The organism is Prosthecodimorpha hirschii (genome assembly GCF_001305515.1).
GTDB lineage: Bacteria > Pseudomonadota > Alphaproteobacteria > Rhizobiales > Ancalomicrobiaceae > Prosthecodimorpha > Prosthecodimorpha hirschii.
Genome location: NZ_LJYW01000001.1, coordinates 1,532,297 through 1,549,792, shown reverse-complemented (window position 1 = coordinate 1,549,792; position 17,496 = coordinate 1,532,297). Strand labels below are relative to the sequence as shown.

Genomic DNA, 17,496 nt, shown 5'->3' with positions numbered 1-17,496 from the left:
CGTGATGATGCCCATATCTTCTTGTAAAGGATTGTGGGCTGGAAAATAAGATTAGACGCGACGAATAACTTCTTTAATATTCTTGCAAATCGAGCAGGTTCCATATTCCTTGGTGAATTCACTGGTAGTTGCCAATGCGCCAGTTACTTGGGCTGGGTGGGCAGTTTCGTTTTTTAGGCCAATCCCTCTCGCTATACATTTATTGCAGACGGGATTCGGGCGCATCTGTGTGATGAAGTCATTTATTCGTTGTGGCACTGACATCCGGAATCCCTCACAATTTCCGCCATGGATAGTACAAGAATGCTCGAATCGACCGAACTTGAAAGCCCCTAAGATCAAACCGGAACACTTCTGGACTTCCGTCAGTATGGATAAAGTGGCTGCGACTCCAGGCGCCTAGCCAAACACGGGCGTGGTACCGGTTGGAGGAAACCGGTGGAGGACGGGGCCATGAACGACACTGCCACGGTGCATACCGCCTTCGGGCGCGAGGATTTCGCGGCCTTCGCGGCGGCCGACCGGCCCGGCCCGATCCACATGCTGAACCTGGTCCGCCTGAAGGCGCGCGCCGAATATCCGGACGGCCGCACCGCCACCGGGCGGGAGGCCTATGCGGCCTATGGGCGCGAGAGCCGGCCGGTCTTCGAGCGGCTCGGCGGGCGCATCGTCTGGCGCGGCCGGCCTGAGTTCATGCTGATCGGCCCGAAATCCGAAGCCTGGGACCTCGCCTTCATCGCCGAATATCCGAGCGTCGCCGCCTTCGTGGCGATGATCCGCGATCCCGTCTATCGCGCCGCGATGGTGCATCGCCAGGCCGGCGTCGCCGACAGCCGGCTCCTGCGCCACAGCCCGCTCGATCCGGGCGCGGACTTCGCCGATCCGTGAAGATGGCGGGGCCGTGAGGCCCAAAGCCGTGTCGGAATGTCGACCTTGTCGGATTCGAAACATCCCGACAATCAGAAAAAATCAATTTCATCAGATAATTAGCGTCTGGCATGGCTCGTGCTAATTCCCCCTCAGTCATTCCTGCGAGGGGACATGCCATGATCCAACTGACCGACAGCGCCATTGCCGCCGTGAAGACCGCGATCTCCCGTTCCGCCCAGCCGGCGGAGGGCTTGCGCATCATGGTCCAGGCCGGCGGATGCGCCGGGTTCAAATACATGATGGGGCTCGAGACCACGACGCGCGACGGCGACGCCGTGATCGACCAGGGCGGCGTCAAGCTGTTCGTCGACACCGGGTCGCAGCCGCATGTGTCCGGCATGACGGTCGATTTCGTCACCGGCCTGGAGAGTTCCGGCTTCGTCTTCAACAACCCGAATGCCGCCTCGAAGTGCTCCTGCGGGAAGTCCTTCGGCTGACGCCGCCCGGCCCGGCCGATCGCGGCCGGGCTCCACCCCAACGACGCGCCGCGCGGAGCCGCCCATGTGGGACTATACCGACAAGGTCAAGGACTACTTCTTCAACCCCAAGAATGCCGGCGTGCTGGCCGGCGCCAACGCGGTCGGCGAGGTCGGCGCGATCTCCTGCGGCGATGCGCTCAAGCTGATGCTGAAGGTGAACCCGGCGACCGAAGTCATCGAGGAGGCCCGCTTCCAGACCTTCGGCTGCGGCTCGGCCATCGCCTCCTCCTCGGCGCTGACCGAGATCGTCACCGGCAAGACCATCGGCGAGGCGCTGGCGCTGACCAACCAGGATATCGCCGACTTCCTCGGCGGCCTGCCGCCGGAGAAGATGCACTGCTCGGTGATGGGCTACGAGGCGCTGCAGGCCGCCGTCGCGAACTATCGCGGCGAGGAGTGGCATGACGACCACGAGGAGGGCGCGCTCGTCTGCAAGTGCTTCGGCGTCGACGAGGGCGTGATCGAGCGGGCGATCCGCGTCAACAAGCTGACCACGCCCGAGCAGGTCACCTTCTACACCAAGGCCGGCGGCGGCTGCCTGACCTGTTTCGAAGGCATCGAGCAGGTGCTCGCCCGGGTCAACGACAGCATGGTCGAGGACGGGCTGATCACCGCGGAGGCCGCCTATCGGATCGGCTCGGTCGATCCGCGCGCCATGAAGGCCAAGGCCCAGCCGAAGCAGCTGCGCCAGCCGAAGGTCGATATCGACCGGGTCATGGCGGCCCGGCCCTCCGCCGATGTGACGGCGGCGCCCGCGCCGGGGGCGGCGGCTCCCGCGCCGACCCGCATGGCGGCGCCCGCGCCGCGCGGCCCGGCGGTCTCGCCGTTGGCGCCGTCGCGGCCCGCCGCGCCGAAGCTGACCACGCTGCAGAAGATCAAGGCGATCGAGGCCGCGATCGAGCGGCTGCGGCCGTACCTGAAGGCCGACGGCGGCGATTGCGAGTTGGTCGATGTCGACGGCGACACCGTGCAGGTCAAGCTGTCGGGGGCCTGCGTCGGCTGCCAGATGGCCTCGGTGACCATCTCGGGCGTGCGCGAGAAGCTGATCGAGACGCTCGGCATCCCGCTCAAGGTGGTGCCGGTCTGAGCCGCCAAGGCCCCGGCCGCCCGCCCATCCTCTCGTTCCGTTCGGGGCCGTGGCCGGTCCCGCCCCGTCCTCCGTCCTCGTGGGGAAGCGTCGTCATGAAACCCGTCTATCTCGACAACAACGCCACGACCCGGGTCGACCCGCAGGTGGTCGCCGCCATGCTGCCCTACTTCACGGAGCAGTTCGGCAATCCGTCCTCCATGCACGCCTTCGGGGCGGAGGTCGGCGGCGCGGTGAAGCGGGCGCGCAAGCAGCTGCAGAGCCTGATCGGCGCCGAGTTCGACCATGAGATCGTGTTCACCTCCGGCGGCACCGAGAGCGACAATGCCGCCATCCTGTCGGCGCTCGAAGCCATGCCGGAGCGCACCGAGATGATCACCTCGGCGGTCGAGCACCCGGCCGTCCTGGCGCTCGCCGCCCATCTGGAGAAGACGCGCGGCATCAAGGTCCACATCATCCCGGTCGACGCCAAGGGCCGGCTCGACCGCGACGCCTACCGGGCGGCGCTCTCGACCCGGGTCGCCGTGGTCTCGATCATGTGGGCCAACAACGAGACCGGCACGCTGTTTCCGGTCGTCGACCTCGCCGAGGAGGCGAAGGCGGTCGGGGCGCTGTTCCATACCGACGCCGTGCAGGCGGTCGGCAAGATCCCGATCGATCTGAAGTCGACCGCCATCGACATGCTGTCGCTGTCCGGCCACAAGCTGCACGGCCCGAAGGGCATCGGCGCGCTCTATGTCCGGCGCGGCGTGCGTTTCCGCTCGCTCATCAAGGGCGGCCAGCAGGAACGCGGACGGCGCGGCGGCACCGAGAACACGCCCGGCATCGTCGGCCTCGGCAAGGCGGCCGAACTGGCCGAACTCAATATGCACGACGAGGTCACCCGGGTGCGGTCCCTGCGCGACCGGCTGGAGAAGGGCCTGCTGCAGCGCATCCCCAACACCTTCGTCACCGGCGACGCCGACAACCGGCTGCCCAACACCTGCAACATCGCCTGCGAGTTCATCGAGGGCGAGGCGATCCTGCTGCTCCTGAACCGCGCCGGCATCGCGGCCTCGTCCGGCTCGGCCTGCACCTCCGGCTCGCTCGAACCGAGCCATGTGCTGCGCGCCATGAGCGTGCCCTACACCGCCGCCCATGGCGCGACCCGCTTCTCCTTCTCGCGCGAGAATACCGACGAGGATGTCGACCGGGTGATCGAGGCCATGCCGCCGATCATCGAGAAGCTGCGCGACCTGTCGCCCTTCTGGCAGGGCGCCGGCGAGGCCCCGGCCGCCTTCAAGCCGGTCTACGCGTGACGGCGGCGGGACGCGGGGGCGAGCCGATGACCGCGGCGCGGCGCATCCATCTCAACGACACGACCCTGCGCGACGGCGAGCAGTCGCCCGGCGTCGCCTTCTCGACCGCCGAGAAGGTCGCCATCGCGGCAGCGCTCGCGGAAGCCGGCGTCGACGAGATCGAGGTCGGCACGCCGGCCATGGGGGCGGCCGAGATCGAGGCGATCCGGGCGGTCGCCGGGCTGGCGCTGCCGGTCCGGCTGATGGCCTGGTGCCGGATGACGGAGGCCGACCTTCGCGCGGCCCGCACCTGCGGCGTGCCTTCCGTCAATCTGTCCATCCCGATGTCGGACCTGCAGCTCTCCGCCAAGCTCGGCATCGGCCGGGAGGAGGCGCTGGCCCGCATCCGCCGCATGGTGCCGATGGCGCTCGACGCCGGTTTCGCGGTGGCGGTCGGCGGCGAGGACGCCTCGCGCGCCGATCCCGACCACCTGCAGCGCGTCGCCGAGACGGCCGCCAGCGTGGGCGCGTTCCGGCTGCGCCTCGCCGACACGGTCGGCATCCTCGACCCCTTCGCGACCGCGCGGCTGGTCGGCGATGTGGTCGCGGCGGCCGGTCTGGCGGTGGAATTCCCCGGCCATGACGATCTGGGGCTCGCCACCGCCAACAGCCTGGCGGCGGTCCGGGCCGGCGCCGGCCATGTCTCCGTGACCGTCTGCGGGCTCGGCGAGCGGGCCGGCAATGCGGCGCTGGAGGAGGTCGCGGTCGGCATCGCCCGGCTCGGGCTCGGCGTCTCGGGCGTGGCGCTGCCGGCCCTGACGGGTCTCGCCGAACGGGTCGCGCGCGCCGCCCGCCGGCCGATCGCGGCCGGCAAGGCGATCGTCGGACGGGATGTCTTCACCCACGAATCCGGCATCCATGTCGCCGCCCTGCTCGGCGCGCGCGAGACCTATCAGGGGCTCGACCCGGCCCTGATCGGCCGCGACCACCGCTTCGTGGTCGGCAAGCATTCCGGCCAGGCGGCGCTCGCCCATGTGCTGGCCGAACGCGGCCTGGCGCTCGATCCGGCGATCGCGCCGGTGCTGCTCGCGCTGGTCCGTCACCATGCCGAAGCGGTCAAGGGGACCGTCCCGCCGGCCGACCTGGAGCGGCTGCTGGTCGAGGCGGCCGATTTTCTGGATCGGGGCCCCGGTCCTCATGCCCGCCTCGCCCACTGACGGAAGCGCCTCGGAGGAGGAGGACGCCATGGCCGAACTCGTCGTCGCCGGTCCGCCGACCGATCTGCCGGTACAGCCGGCACGCCCGTCGCTCTTCGCCTCGATCCGCGAGGATGTCGCCTGCGTCCGGGCGCGCGACCCGGCCGCGCGCGGGACGCTGGAGATCGTGCTGACCTATCCGGGCGTCCACGCCATCGTGTGGCACCGCCTGGCGCATCGGCTCTGGCGGGGCGGGTTCCGCTTCTCCGGCCGGTTCCTGTCCTGGCTCGGCCGCTTCCTGACCAATGTCGACATCCATCCCGGCGCCACCATCGGCCGGCGCTTCTTCATCGATCACGGCGCCGGCGTGGTGATCGGCGAGACGGCCGAGATCGGCGACGACGTGACCATCTATCACGGCGTCACGCTCGGCGGCGTCTCCTGGTCGGGCGGCAAGCGCCATCCGACGCTTCAGGACGGCGTGCTGGTCGGAGCGGGCGCGAAGATCCTCGGCCCGATCACGGTCGGCGCGGGCGCCCGCGTCGGCGCCAACTCGGTCGTCATCGAGGACGTGCCGCCGTCGATGACGGTGGTCGGCATTCCGGGCCGGGTGGTCAGGCCGGCCGCCACGCGGCGCCGGCTCGGCGACGGCCGGATCGATCTCGAACATCACCTGATGCCCGACCCGGTCGGCGAGGCGGTCGCCGCCCTGGTCGACCGGATCGATTTCCTGGAGGTGCGCCTCGCCCATCTGCAGCGGCGCCCGGACCCGGGTAGTGGCGAGCCGGGCGTCGGCGAGCCCCGCCCCGACATCCAACTGGAGTGACCCCGATGAGCTGTTCCCTGGACGATCGCCCGATCGACGTGACCGACATCCTCGCCCGCCTGAAGCGGCTCTCCGCCGCGGAGGAGTTCTTCCTGGCGCTGGGCGTCACCTTCGACCCGAAGGTGCTGCAGGTCGCGCGGCTGCATATCTTGAAGCGGATGGGCGAGTATCTGGCCGGCGAGGATTTCGACGGCCTGCCGGATTCGGTCGTCGCCGCCCGCGCCAAGGCCGTGCTGCAGCGGGCCTATGCGGATTTCGAGAGCTCTTCGCCGCTGCGCCAGCGCGTCTTCCAGGTCCTCAAGGACCACGACCCCGACCGTCCGGTCCCGCCCAAGACCGCCTTCGTCGCCCTCGACGACATCATGGCGCCATTGCCGAAAGGCTGACGCACCGCGTACCGCCCGAGCGCCCGGTCGGTCCCGTGGCATCTTCCGGGTGGTCTCAATGCGTCAGGATGCGGCTCAGGAACAGGCTGGCGCGGTCGGATTTGGGCGCGGCGAAGAAGTCCGCCGGGGAGGCGGCCTCGACGATGCGGCCTTGGTCCATGAACACCATGCGGTCGGCGACCTGACGGGCGAAGCCCATTTCGTGGGTGACCACGATCATCGTCATGCCGGTGCCGGCGAGATCGATCATGACGTCGAGGACTTCCTTGATCATCTCCGGATCGAGCGCCGAGGTCGGCTCGTCGAACAGCATCACCTTGGGCTCCATGCACAGCGAGCGGGCGATCGCCACGCGCTGCTGCTGGCCGCCGGACAGGCGGGCCGGATACTTGCCGGCCTGTTCGGGGATGCGCACGCGCTCCAGATAGTGCATCGCCCGCGCCTCGGCCTCCTTGCGCGGCGTGCCGCGCGCGCGGCGCTGGGCGAGCACGCAATTCTCCAGGACCGTCAGGTGCGGGAACAGGTTGAACTGCTGGAACACCATGCCGACTTCGCGCCGGATCGCGGCAATGTTGCGGGTATCCTCGTCGAGTTCGATGCCGTCGATGACGATGCGGCCTTCGTCATGCTCCTCGAGCCGGTTGATGCACCGGATCAGCGTCGACTTGCCCGAGCCGGACGGCCCGCAGATCACGATCCGCTCCCCGGCCGCGACCGCGAGGTCAATGTCCTTCAGGACATGGAACCGGCCGAACCATTTGTTCACGCCGGTCATGGTGATCATCGGCGCGGCAGTCATCGGCCCACTCCCAGAAAGTCGTCGTCGCTCATCGGTACGCCGGTATGGCAGAGCGTATCGCCCCGCTTGACCATCGGCATGGTCCGGACCGCCATCACCATGCCGGCTTCGGCGAAGCGGACCTCGACCGGCGGCCGGGCGAGGTCGTCCGTCGGCCAGACCCGCGCCACCAGCTGACCGGCCTCCACCGTCTCGCCCGGCGCCACGACCGTTTCGGCCAGCCCGTCGATCGGCGCCATCACATGGGCGCGGCGCGAGGGCGTGTGGCGGAAGGTCGTGCGGGTCGGGACGGGCGCACCGTGCAGCACGCCGGCATGGCGCAAGAGGTTGAGGGTGCCGGCCTCGCCGATCGCCTGAGCGGCGCGGTCGAGGCGCGCGCCACCGCCGAGTTCGGTCGCCACCATCGGCACGCCGTGGCGCTCGCAGGCTCCCGACAGCGAACCCGACGAGGCGGTGGCGGCGACGACGGCGGTCACCGGCGCCCCGAAGGCATGGGCGGCGGCGAGCTTGCGGGCGCGAAACTCGGCCGACCCCATGGCGTAGACATAGCCGCACGGCGTGTAGCTCGATTGCGTGCCGCCGGAATGCAGGTCGATGGCGATATCGATCTCGGGCAACAGGCCTTCGACGAAGGCGGCGATCAGCGCGGTCGGCCCGTCGCTGCCGCCCGGAAAGGCGCGGTTGAGATTCTGCCGGTCGATCGGCGAGGTGCGCGCGCGGGCCTCGACGGCCGGCCAGTTGAGGGCCGGCATCACGATCAGCCGGCCGGCGAGGTCGCCGGGCTCGAGGCGCGCCGCCAGGCTTCGGGCGATGACCAGGCCCTCGTACTCGTCGCCGTGGACGCCGGCGGTGACCAGGGCGGTCGGGCCGCTGCCGCCGACGATGGCGACGATCGGCACCGGAATGACCCCGTAGGCATGGGCGTCGTCCGACCAGACCAGTTCGATATGGCCGATCCGTTTGCCGGGGGCCTTGAGGTCGATGGAGGCGGCAGGGGCCATCGGGGCGGTCATCCGGCGGCCCGGGCGCGGGCCTCGAGGCGGGCGAACAGCCGCGACAGGCTCCAGCAGACGGCGAAGTAGAGGAAGCCGACGAAGAGGAACACTTCGAACACCCGTTGCGTCGCGATCTGGACATCCTGCGCCACGAAGGTCAACTCCTGGACGGAGACCAGCGAGACGAGCGAGGAATCCTTGATCATCTGGATGAACTGGTTGGCGAGCGGCGGCAGCACGTTGCGCAGCGCCTGCGGCAGGATCACGTCCCGGAGGATCTGGAACCGCGTCAGGCCCAGGCTTTCGCCGGCCTCGATCTGGCTGCGCGGCACCGATTCGATGCCGGCGCGCACGATCTCGGCGACATAGGCGCCGGTGAAGATGGCCAGGCACAGAAGGCCGACGATGATGTTCTCGATGATCTTCGGCGGCCCGAACAGGACGGCGCAGGTCGTCTGCAGCCAGTCCGGCGCGCGGGCGAGCGCGGCCCGGATGCCGAGCCCGGGCAGGATCTGGTTGGCGACGAAGAAGGCCACGACGAAGACCAGCACCAGCGGCGGAATGTTGCGGATCACCATCACGTAGAGGCCGGAGACCAGCCGCGGGAACAGCCGCCGGCTGTTGCGCGCCACGCCCATCGGCACGCCGATCAAGGTGGCCAGCACCAGGCCCCAGACGGCGAGCCGCAGCGTGGCGAACAGGCCGTCCAGGAGGGCGTTGGGCTGCCAGTGGCCGGTCGCGGGATCGACCTTGATCAGGTAGTTGGCGACCACGCTCCAGTTCCAGCGGTAGAACATCACCGCTTCGGTCCGATAGGCGAACCAGCCGAGCGCGGCCAGGACCGCCGCCAGGAGGGCGGTGTCGATCCAGGTCCAGCGGCGGCGGCGCGCGGGCGGCGGCGGCCGGGACGGGGCGGCTGAAGTGTCGTTCACCGGCAGGTCACCTGAGGGGGAGGCATCGGAGACGATCGCCCCGGATCCGCCGTCCCGGATCCGCGCCCTCGCGGCGCGGACGCGCGTGCGGGCAGAGGCGCGTGCGGGAGGATTGGAACCGGCTGTCCGACCGCTTGCGGGCTGAGCGGCCGGACAGCCGGTTCTTGCCGGTGGTTGTGCCACCGGCAATCCGGGGTCTGCGGGTCCCGTCGGGGCGACGGGACGGCAGGATCACTGGGCGAGCTGGCCGGCCCAGTCGCGCGTCTTGAACCAGTAGTCGTGGCGGCTCTGCAGCCAGCCGGATTCGCGGTTGAAGGTCACCCACGAATTCAGGAACGCGAGCGTATCGACATCGCCCCGGCGGATCGCGAAGCCTTCCGTCGAGGCGGTGAAGTAGTCGTTCAGCGGCTTGACCAGCCGATCCGGGTTCTGGATCACCGCGAAGGTCGGCGCCGGCTCCGAGGAGCCCATCGCATGGGCATTGCCGTTGACGACCTCCTGGATGGCGACCGCGGTATCGTCGAACTGGCGCACCGTCGCCTTCGGGAAGGCGCGCTCCATTTCGCTGCAGATCACCGTGCCTCGACGGCAGGCGAAGGTTACGTCGGCCCGATTGTAGTCAGCCGGCCACTTCATGCCTTCGGTGAGCTTCTTGTTCGCCGCGATCCCGGTGCCGGAGCGCGAGTAGGGAACCGTGAAGTTGACCTGCAGGGCGCGCTTCGGCGTCATGCTCAGGCCACCGATGATCACGTCGAAGCGGCTGGAGAGCAAGGCCGGGATGATCCCATCCCAGGCGGTCGGCACCAATTCGAGTTCCACTTCCAGATCCTTGGCCAGCTTGGTGGCCACGTCGATCTCGAAGCCGATCCAGTTGCCCTGCTTGTCGCGCATCGCCCAGGGCACGAAGCTGGCCATGCCGACCTGCAGCTTGCCGCGTTGCTTGATCTGGTCAATCAGCGGCGTCGAGGCCTGCTGGGCGGAGGCGCCGGAGGGCGCGAGTGTGGCTGCCGCGAAGGCGAGGCCGAGCGTGACGGCGATGGTCTTCAGAATACGCATGCGACAGTCTCCCCGTTGATCGTGCGAATGCGAGTTTCCCCGGATCATCCCGTCGCCACCCGGCGCTCCAGCCAGGCGACGAAGCCTGAGAGCGTCAGCGTCACGACGAGATAGAGTGCGGCCACTGTGAGCCAGATTTCGAAGGCAAGGAAGGTATCCGACACGATCGTCCGGCCCTGCGTGGTCAGATCGAAAATGGCGATCACGCTGACGATCGAGGAATGCTTGACGAGATTGACCAGCACGCCGGCAAGGGGCGGCAGCATCAGCGGCACCGCCTGCGGCAGGACGACGTCGCGATAGGTGTCGAGCCTGCCGAGACCGAGGCTGCGGGCGGCTTCCCACTGGCCCTTGCGCACCGACAGGATGCCGGCGCGCACGATCTCGGAGGCGAAGGCACCCTGGTAGAGCGCCAGGCAGAGCACGCCCGACCAGAAGCGGTTGATGCCGAGAATCTGGGCGATGATGAAGTAGAAGATCAGCATCTGCACCAGGATCGGCGTATTGCGCACCACCTCGACATAGGCGGTCGAGACGATCCCGGCCATGATGCCGCCGGACAGCCGCATCAAGCCGACCACGAGGCCGAGCGCCAGCGCGATCGCCATGGCGATGGCGGAGATCTGCAGGGTGACGACGAGGCCCTGGATCAGCGGCCCCCAGATGATCTCGCCGTCGACGATGCGCCAGAGATAGCGCTGCACGCGGAACCACTGCCACCGGTAGCCCATCGACTGGGCACCGTGCACGGCGATCCAGACGAGGCCGGCGCCGAGCAGGGCGAAGACCAGAAGGTCGAAGCTCTGCCGCCGATACCAGACCGGCCGCCGCGGGCGCGGCGGCAGGCGGACCTGACTGTCTTCGATCGTCGCCCCGTCTGCCATCTCAGAGCCTCACCGTGACCGGCCCCGCCGGAGCCGAGCAGCATAGCAGCGCGAAGCCCGGTTCGGGCGTCTCGAGCGGATCGTCGAGATAGGTGACCGGCCCTTCGACGGCGGCCTTGCAGGTGCCGCAGATGCCGTTCCGGCAGGAAAAGGCCGGTGCGAGCCCGTTGGCTTCGGCGAAATCGAGCAGCGTCCTTGAGGCCGGGTCCCAGGCGATGGAGCGCCCGGCGGGTTCGAAGGTCACCGTCGGCACACCGCCGGCGGGCGGAGCGGCTGCTGCCGGGGCGCTGGCAGGGCCCGCTTCGGTTGGGCCCGCTTCGGTCGGGCCCGCTTCGACCGGGAGCGCCGGAGCGGGGCTCGGACGGGGCGGTGCGGCCGGGCCGAAGGTTTCGGTCCGGATCCGCTCCGGTCGCAGGCCGAGACTGTCGAGCAGCTGCGCGGTCGCGTCGAGGAAGCGTTGCGGCCCGCACAGATAGGCCTCGTAGTCGCCGATCGGCAGCCAGGCGGTGAGATGGGCGGCCGTCAGGGGGGCGGCACCGTCCGAAAGGCGCCGCACCTGCAGGTTCGGCGCCCGTGCCGCGAGACCCGCCAGTTCGTCGGCGAAGATCGCCTCGGCCGGCGCAGTTGCGACAGCAACCAGCAGGGCCGGCCGGCCGGGATCGGCGGCAAGCGCGTGCGCCATGGCGAGGAGCGGCGTCAGGCCGATATCCTCGGCGATCAGGATGACCGGCCGGCGCGACGCCCGGTCGAGCACGAAGCGGCCTTTCGGGCCGCTCGCCTGCAGCCGCGCACCGACGACGGCCTGTTCGTGCATATGGCCCGACCCGAGGGCGGCGGGACCCTCGCGGCGGACGCTGATGCGGTAGTGCGACCGGTCGGCCGGATCGCCCGACAGGCTGTAGTTGCGCGGCACCGGCCGCCCGTCCGGCCCGGCCAGGCGAAAGGTCAGGAACTGGCCCGGCTCGAAAGCCGGCAGCGGCGAACCGTCGGCGGCGGCGAGGCTGAGCGAGACGACGCGTTCGCCTTCGCGGCGGCGCGCCGTCACCGTCAGGTCGCGGAAACCGGTCGCCTCGCCCGCCATGCCTCAGGCTCCGACCGGTTCCGCCGCGCGCGTCGGCGCGGCGGTCTCGGCGGCGATGCGGGCTGCGACCAGCTTGCGGAAGCGCAGGGCGCCCGCGTCGAGGGCGAGATCCAGATGCGGCGTCTTCTTGTTGGCCATGCCGATCTGCACGGCCTCCAGGACGTCCTTGTCTTCCGTGAACGCGCCGTAGGCACCGCGGTTCATGGATTCGGAGATCTCTTGGTTTTCAGGGTCTGTATTGCGATGCTGGAACCAATAGTAGTGGCTGTGGCTCTCGTCGACAGGGGTCATGAAGTTGTACGAGATGTTGATATAGGTCTTCTCGTGCAACGGGGCGTCCGGACCGCCATGGCCGGCCGGGGCGAAGATCGACTTGTTGATGGCAATCGACGGCACGACGCATTCGTAGTGCTGCTTGCGGTCGGCATTGCCTTCGAATTTCACGAGCGGCTTGTAGTAGGCCGGCGGCTCGGTATCCATCATCCAGCGCCAGACGACGACGCCGGTCTCGGTCACGTCGGTCCTGAGCGGGGTCGAATCGGTCTTGGCGCCGGCGAACGAGCTCAGATGCACCCAGGCGACATGCGAGGGATCGAGCAGGTTGTCGGTGATGTAGAGATAGTTGCAGGCGATCGGCATGTCGCCGCCCGCGGTCCGGCCCCAGGTCGGGTCGTCATAGTGCGGGATGTCGATCAGCCGGGCCGGATCGGCCCGTTCCGCCGCGCCGGTCCAGATCCAGACGAAGCCGTAGCGTTCCAGCGTCGGATAGGAGCGGACGCGCGCGCCGCTCGGGATGCGCTCCTGGGTCGGCGTGGCCACGCAGCCGCCGCCGGCGTCGAAGGTCATGCCGTGATAGCCGCAAACGACCCGGTCGCCCTCGCGGCGGCCCATCGACAGGGGCAGCTTGCGGTGCGGACAGGCATCCTCCAGCGCCGCGACCGTGCCGTCGGCCTTGCGGAACATGACGATGGCGTCGCCGAGGATGCGCACCGGCGTCAAGGCCGCGCCGATGTCGCGCGACCAGCCCGCCACATACCAGCAGTCCCTCAGGAACATTGCGATCTCCGGCTCTGCGCCCCGTTTTCGGGGGCGGGATGATACCAACTTGCGTCGGCGTTCGTGTGTTGATTGACGGTATAGTTTTTGATCGACAGGCAATCTGGCATGTGGTTTGATTTCTTGTCAAATTCCAATGACGAGGTGAACCGATGCCGGTTTCCGACAACGAGGTCGACCGGGCGGCCAGCAACCTGCTTTTCGCCTGTGCGGCGGCGCGGGTCGGTGAAACCCTTCTGATTCTTCACGAAAGTGCGCAGTACGGCTATTTCGGCGCCGGTCTCGCGCCGACCCTTGCGGCGGCCGCGGAGCGGCTCGGCCTGGCCGTGACGACGGTCGAGGTCGGGTTCGATCCCGACGCGACCCGGCTTCCCGATGCCGTGCATGAGGCGGTCGCGCGCGCCGACCATGCGCTGTTCCTGGCCCGTCTCGGCGACCAGCTTCGCTTCAAGGCCATGCCGGCCGGCAGCCGGCCGATCGTCTCCTATGTGCTCGACGAGACCGCGCTCGCCTCGCCCTTCGGCACGGCGGACCATCGGGCGATGGTGGCGCTGTCGGCCGCGATCGACCGGCATCTGGCCGGGGCCCGCGAGATTCGCGTCACCTGTCCGCTCGGCACCGACCTCACCGGCGCCATCGCGCCAGAGCGCGCTGCGGCGCCTTACGACACCTCGATCAAGCGCTTCCCGCAATCGGTCCACCGACCGGTCGACGCGACCGGCTTTTCGGGCCGGGTGGCGGTTGCCCACATGCTGTGCGGCACCGGCTCGCGCTACTATCAGCCCTACGGCATTCCGCTCGCCTCCCCGGTCATCGCCGAGATCGGCGGCGGACGGATCCGCGGCTGGTCCGGACGGCCGGACGTGGTCGCGCGGGTCGAGGACCATGTCGCGACCGTCGCCGACCGCTTCGGCATCGACGGCGCCCTCGTGCATTCCTGGCACACCGGCATCCATCCCGGCTGCGCCTATCCGGGCTCGGCCCACGACCATTACGAGCGTTGGAGCGGCTCGGCCTTCGGCAATCCGCGCATCCTGCATTTCCACACCTGCGGCCACTATGCGCCCGGCGAGATTTGCTGGAACATCATCGACCCGACCGTCGCGGTCGACGGCGTCCCGGTCTGGCGAGACGGCCGCCTCGACATCGCTGCCGTTCCGGGAGCGGCGGCGATCCTGGCCGAGCATCCGGACGTGGCGGCGCTGTTCGCGGCGCCCGAACGGCGCATCGGGCTGGACGCGGCGGCATGAACACGGCCGAGGTGACGATGACGGATGCGGAAGCCGGCGATGAGGGGCCGCCCGGATGGGAGGGGCCGGCGACCAGCGTCAATGCCGCGGTCGGGCGCACCTTGCGCGAACTGCGCGAACTGAAGGGCATCACCGCGCGCGATCTGGCGCAGCGGGCCGGCATCTCGGCCGCGATGGTCTCGCGCATCGAAACCGGCCAGGTGTCGCCGTCGCTGAGCGTACTGGAGATGATCGCCGGCGCCCTGGAGGTGCCGATCGCCGGCCTGTTCCGCGACACCGGCTCGGCGGTCGCCGATTTCACGCTGGTCCGCGGCGGGGAGGGGCTGCGCTCGCGGCGCATCCTCGGCGATCACGAACATGAATTCGTGATGCTCGGCTTCCACCGGCGGCGCGACCTGCAGTTCGAAAGCGTGATCGTCACTATCGAGCGCAACGAGGCCGCCGCACCGCCGACCTATACCGGCCATGGCTGCGTTTTCATCTATATTCTCGAGGGCGAGGCGATCTATCGTTACGGCAATCAGGAAATGCGGCTCGGCGCCGGCGATTCCGTTTGCCTGGACGCGGAGATCCGCTACGGCATCCAGAAGGTGCTGAGCCCCACATTGCGCTTCCTCTCCGTTCAGGCGGAGCGGCGATGACCGGATCCCGATCGATCGAGCGGGCCGGCGATCTCCCAGCAGTCCTGCCGCAACGAGACCCGGCTTTCCGTCGGGCGGCCGGCAGGCGATCCTTCCCAGCCACTTCCGAACGGGCGGAGTGAACCATGAAGCGACGCGACCTTGCGAAATCCCTTGTTCTGGCCGGAGCCGCCGCAGCGCTGGCGCCCGCCGCAGTCCAGGCCCAGGCGGCCCCGCCGCCGCCCATGCCGACCGGCAACAACCGGCTCGCCGAGGTTCTGAAGCGCGGCTCGCTGCGCGTCGGCACCACCGGCGACTTCAATCCGATGTCGTTCCGCGATCCGGGCTCGAACACCTATACGGGCTTCGACATCGAGGCGATGACGCTGTTCGCCAAGGATCTCGGCGTCACCGTCGAATGGGTGCAGACCGACTGGGCGACCCTGGTCGCCGGCATCGCGGCCAATCGCTACGACATCTTCTCCGGCGCCTCGGTGGCCATGGGCCGCGCGCGCGTCGCCGCCTTCTCGCTGCCCTATCTCGAGGCCGGCACGGTACCGCTCGCCAAGAAGGCCAATGCCGGCCGCTTCGCGACCTGGGAATCGATCAACACGGAAGGCGTGCGGGTGGCGGTCAGCCTCGGCACCGTCTTCCATGATCAGGCCAAGGCGCATTTCCCCAAGGCCACCATCGCGGCGGTGCAGACCCCGGCGACCGGCTACCAGGAGGTCCTGGCCGACCGCGCCGACGTGACCATCACCAGCAATGTCGAGGCCTCGACGCTGATCAAGCGCTTCGACCAGCTGGCGATCCTGGTCAAGGGCGCGGAGATGCGCAACCGCCGGCCCTTCGCCTATGTGGTGCCGCAGGACGACGTGACCTGGCTCAACACCGTCAACACCTGGGTCTCGCTGAAGCGCATCGAGGGCTATTTCGCCGCGCTCGAGTCCAAGTGGCTGCCGGCCGGTTGAGCAGGATGGCCAGTCTTCGTCGTATCGCCGCCGGGCTCGCGCTCGGCGGCATCGTTCTGGCCCTCGGCGGTTGCGCCGGGGGCAGCTACAGTTGGGGCTGGCATTCGGTCTCGCCCTTCGACCCGCGCGGTCTGGCCAATCTGGGCTTCCTGACCGCCGGCGTCTGGGCGACGCTGGCGATCTCCGCCGTCTCGATCGCCATCGCGGTGGTGATCGGGCTGCTGGTCGGCCTGTGCGCGCTGTCGCCGACCAAGGCGCTGCGGCAGTTCAACCGGGTCTATGTCGAGACCTTCCGGGCGATCCCGCTCCTGGTCCTGCTGCTCTGGGTCTATTACGGCCTGCCCGTGGTCGCCGGCATCCAGTTCGGCGTCTTCACCGCCGGCGTGATCACGCTGGCGCTGTCGGACAGCGCCTTCGAGGCCGAGATCTTCCGGGCCGGCATCCAGGGCGTGCCGCAGGGCCAATGGGAGGCCGGCCGCAGCATCGGCCTGACGCCCTGGCAGGTGATGCGCCTCGTCGTCCTGCCGCAGGCCATCCGACGCATCCTGCCGGCGCTCGGCAACCAGTTCATCTATGTGCTGAAGATGTCGTCGCTGATCTCGGTGGTCGGCTACCAGGAACTGACCCGGCGGGCCAACGAACTGACCCTGATCGAGTACCGGCCGCTGGAGATCTACACCATCCTGGTGATCGAATACCTGATCCTGATCGCGGTCGTCTCCTGGGCCGTGCGTCGCCTGGAGCGGAAGCTGGCCGGCGGCGACGCGCGCTGACCGGCTTGCCCCGGTGGTTCGATCGGGACGGGCGGTTCCCATCCGTCCCGGTCGAACCATTCGATCTTTGATCACCCGTCACACCGAGCGGCAGAAGGCGAAGAAGTCCTTCGCCAGATCGTCGACGGCGAGGGCCAACAGGTCCTCGCCGTGCTGGCGCGTGGCGAGCGAGGCGTCGGAGACCACGCGGCCGTCGGGGAAGCGGCGGCGGAAATCGGCCGCGTCGTAATAGTTGTCGCCGCCATGCAGGATCATGTCGGCGAGCGGGGGCGGGGCCGGGCGATCGGTCGCGGCGATGTGGTCGGGATGGCTCGCCAGCGTCAGGGCGACCTCGGACGGGGTGACGTGATAGCCCTCGGCGGCGCCGTAGAGCGCCTTGCGGAGGGCATCGACGCCGTCGAGTTCCCACCAGCTGCGCACGCGGCAATGCACCGGGCAGGGTTCGGTTACGCCCGCGAAGGAGCGCGCGGCGTAAAATTCCTGGATGGCGGCGCGCAGCGGCGCCAGATTGCCGCCATGGCCGTTGAGGAAATAGATCCGCGTGAAGCCGGTCGCGGCCAGCGAGGCGACCAGATCCTGGATCAGGGCGGCGAGAGTCGAGGGCCGGAGCGAGATCGAGCCGGCGAAGCCCAGATGGAACTGCGACATGCCATAGGCAAGCGTCGGCGCGACGATGACGCCGTCGCGCGCGCCGAAGCGCCTGGCGATCGCCTCGGGGCAGAGATGGTCGGTGCCGATCAGCCCGTCCGGCCCGTGCTGCTCGGTCGCCCCGATCGGGATCACGATGCCCGGCCGCTCGGCCAGATAGGCCGCGACGGCCGGCGAGGTCATCAGTTCCAGGCGCATCGCGGATCCTTCCGGCCGGGGCGGACCGTGCAGCCGATCCGCTCGTGAAACC

19 protein-coding genes are annotated in these 17,496 nt (G+C 69.0%); 11 read left to right on the top strand and 8 right to left on the bottom strand.

The annotated features are described in order from the left end of the window. Positions 1 to 453 precede the first annotated feature (453 nt). From ABB55_RS06665 to nifW, 7 genes are all read left to right on the top strand, one after another. Positions 454 to 888 carry a DUF1330 domain-containing protein gene (locus ABB55_RS06665; protein WP_054358110.1) on the top strand — a complete coding sequence of 145 codons (435 nt, stop codon included), beginning with the start codon at positions 454 to 456 and terminating at the stop codon, positions 886 to 888. Positions 889 to 1,046: 158 nt separating this feature from the next. Beyond that, entirely contained in the window at positions 1,047 to 1,367 is a 321-nt protein-coding gene (locus tag ABB55_RS06660) for a HesB/IscA family protein (protein ID WP_054358109.1), read from the top strand. Positions 1,368 to 1,431: 64 nt separating this feature from the next. Beyond that, a complete protein-coding gene (nifU, locus tag ABB55_RS06655; RefSeq protein WP_054358108.1) occupies positions 1,432 to 2,496 on the top strand; it encodes a Fe-S cluster assembly protein NifU in 1,065 nt (354 codons plus the stop codon). 95 nt (positions 2,497 to 2,591) lie between these two features. After that, positions 2,592 to 3,794 carry a cysteine desulfurase NifS gene (gene nifS / locus ABB55_RS06650; RefSeq protein WP_054358107.1) on the top strand — a complete coding sequence of 401 codons (1,203 nt, stop codon included), beginning with the start codon at positions 2,592 to 2,594 and terminating at the stop codon, positions 3,792 to 3,794. A gap of 26 nt (positions 3,795 to 3,820) precedes the next feature. Beyond that, positions 3,821 to 4,990, top strand: a complete 1,170-nt coding sequence (gene nifV / locus ABB55_RS06645) for a homocitrate synthase (protein ID WP_083463411.1) — start codon at positions 3,821 to 3,823, stop codon at positions 4,988 to 4,990. A gap of 28 nt (positions 4,991 to 5,018) precedes the next feature. Beyond that, positions 5,019 to 5,795: a serine O-acetyltransferase gene (gene cysE / locus ABB55_RS06640; protein ID WP_054358106.1), complete on the top strand. Its 777-nt coding sequence runs from the start codon at positions 5,019 to 5,021 to the stop codon at positions 5,793 to 5,795. Between the two features lie 5 nt (positions 5,796 to 5,800). Then, a complete protein-coding gene (gene nifW / locus ABB55_RS06635; RefSeq protein WP_054358105.1) occupies positions 5,801 to 6,181 on the top strand; it encodes a nitrogenase stabilizing/protective protein NifW in 381 nt (126 codons plus the stop codon). A 55-nt stretch (positions 6,182 to 6,236) separates the two neighbouring features. On the opposite strand, the gene ABB55_RS06630 is transcribed toward nifW, so the two are convergent. The 7 genes from ABB55_RS06630 to ABB55_RS06600 form a co-directional block, all read right to left on the bottom strand. After that, positions 6,237 to 6,980, bottom strand: coding sequence for an amino acid ABC transporter ATP-binding protein (locus tag ABB55_RS06630; protein WP_276326399.1), 744 nt, complete (start codon positions 6,978 to 6,980; stop codon positions 6,237 to 6,239). Next, entirely contained in the window at positions 6,977 to 7,981 is a 1,005-nt protein-coding gene (locus tag ABB55_RS06625) for a succinylglutamate desuccinylase/aspartoacylase family protein (protein ID WP_054358104.1), read from the bottom strand. The genes ABB55_RS06630 and ABB55_RS06625 overlap by 4 nt, the downstream gene beginning before the upstream one ends. An 8-nt stretch (positions 7,982 to 7,989) precedes the next feature. Next, positions 7,990 to 8,907 carry an amino acid ABC transporter permease gene (locus ABB55_RS06620; RefSeq protein ID WP_054358103.1) on the bottom strand — a complete coding sequence of 306 codons (918 nt, stop codon included), beginning with the start codon at positions 8,905 to 8,907 and terminating at the stop codon, positions 7,990 to 7,992. Between the two features lie 231 nt (positions 8,908 to 9,138). Continuing rightward, positions 9,139 to 9,963 (bottom strand): transporter substrate-binding domain-containing protein, encoded by an 825-nt coding sequence (locus ABB55_RS06615; protein WP_054358102.1) that lies wholly within the window; start codon positions 9,961 to 9,963, stop codon positions 9,139 to 9,141. Positions 9,964 to 10,007: 44 nt separating this feature from the next. Next, positions 10,008 to 10,847 (bottom strand): amino acid ABC transporter permease, encoded by an 840-nt coding sequence (locus tag ABB55_RS06610; RefSeq protein WP_054358101.1) that lies wholly within the window; start codon positions 10,845 to 10,847, stop codon positions 10,008 to 10,010. 1 nt (position 10,848) lies between these two features. Beyond that, positions 10,849 to 11,928: an iron-sulfur cluster-binding domain-containing protein gene (locus ABB55_RS06605; RefSeq protein WP_054358100.1), complete on the bottom strand. Its 1,080-nt coding sequence runs from the start codon at positions 11,926 to 11,928 to the stop codon at positions 10,849 to 10,851. 3 nt (positions 11,929 to 11,931) lie between these two features. Beyond that, the gene (locus tag ABB55_RS06600; RefSeq protein WP_054358099.1) at positions 11,932 to 12,984 is read right to left on the bottom strand and encodes an aromatic ring-hydroxylating dioxygenase subunit alpha; all 1,053 of its coding nucleotides are present in this window, start codon (positions 12,982 to 12,984) and stop codon (positions 11,932 to 11,934) included. 152 nt (positions 12,985 to 13,136) lie between these two features. On the opposite strand from ABB55_RS06600, the gene ABB55_RS06595 reads away from it, so the two are divergent. The 4 genes from ABB55_RS06595 to ABB55_RS06580 all read left to right on the top strand — a co-directional run bounded on the left by ABB55_RS06595 (position 13,137) and on the right by ABB55_RS06580 (position 16,598). Then, positions 13,137 to 14,234 carry a hypothetical protein gene (locus tag ABB55_RS06595; protein WP_054358098.1) on the top strand — a complete coding sequence of 366 codons (1,098 nt, stop codon included), beginning with the start codon at positions 13,137 to 13,139 and terminating at the stop codon, positions 14,232 to 14,234. Further along, the gene (locus ABB55_RS06590) at positions 14,231 to 14,875 is read left to right on the top strand and encodes a helix-turn-helix domain-containing protein (RefSeq protein WP_200912007.1); all 645 of its coding nucleotides are present in this window, start codon (positions 14,231 to 14,233) and stop codon (positions 14,873 to 14,875) included. Before ABB55_RS06595 ends, ABB55_RS06590 begins: the two co-directional genes overlap by 4 nt. Positions 14,876 to 15,000: 125 nt before the next feature. Further along, positions 15,001 to 15,825, top strand: coding sequence for a transporter substrate-binding domain-containing protein (locus ABB55_RS06585; RefSeq protein ID WP_054358097.1), 825 nt, complete (start codon positions 15,001 to 15,003; stop codon positions 15,823 to 15,825). A gap of 5 nt (positions 15,826 to 15,830) precedes the next feature. Further along, the gene (locus tag ABB55_RS06580) at positions 15,831 to 16,598 is read left to right on the top strand and encodes an amino acid ABC transporter permease (RefSeq protein WP_054358096.1); all 768 of its coding nucleotides are present in this window, start codon (positions 15,831 to 15,833) and stop codon (positions 16,596 to 16,598) included. Positions 16,599 to 16,676: 78 nt separating this feature from the next. On the opposite strand, the gene ABB55_RS06575 is transcribed toward ABB55_RS06580, so the two are convergent. Further along, the gene (locus ABB55_RS06575) at positions 16,677 to 17,444 is read right to left on the bottom strand and encodes a creatininase family protein (RefSeq protein ID WP_083463409.1); all 768 of its coding nucleotides are present in this window, start codon (positions 17,442 to 17,444) and stop codon (positions 16,677 to 16,679) included. Positions 17,445 to 17,496: the final 52 nt, after the last annotated feature.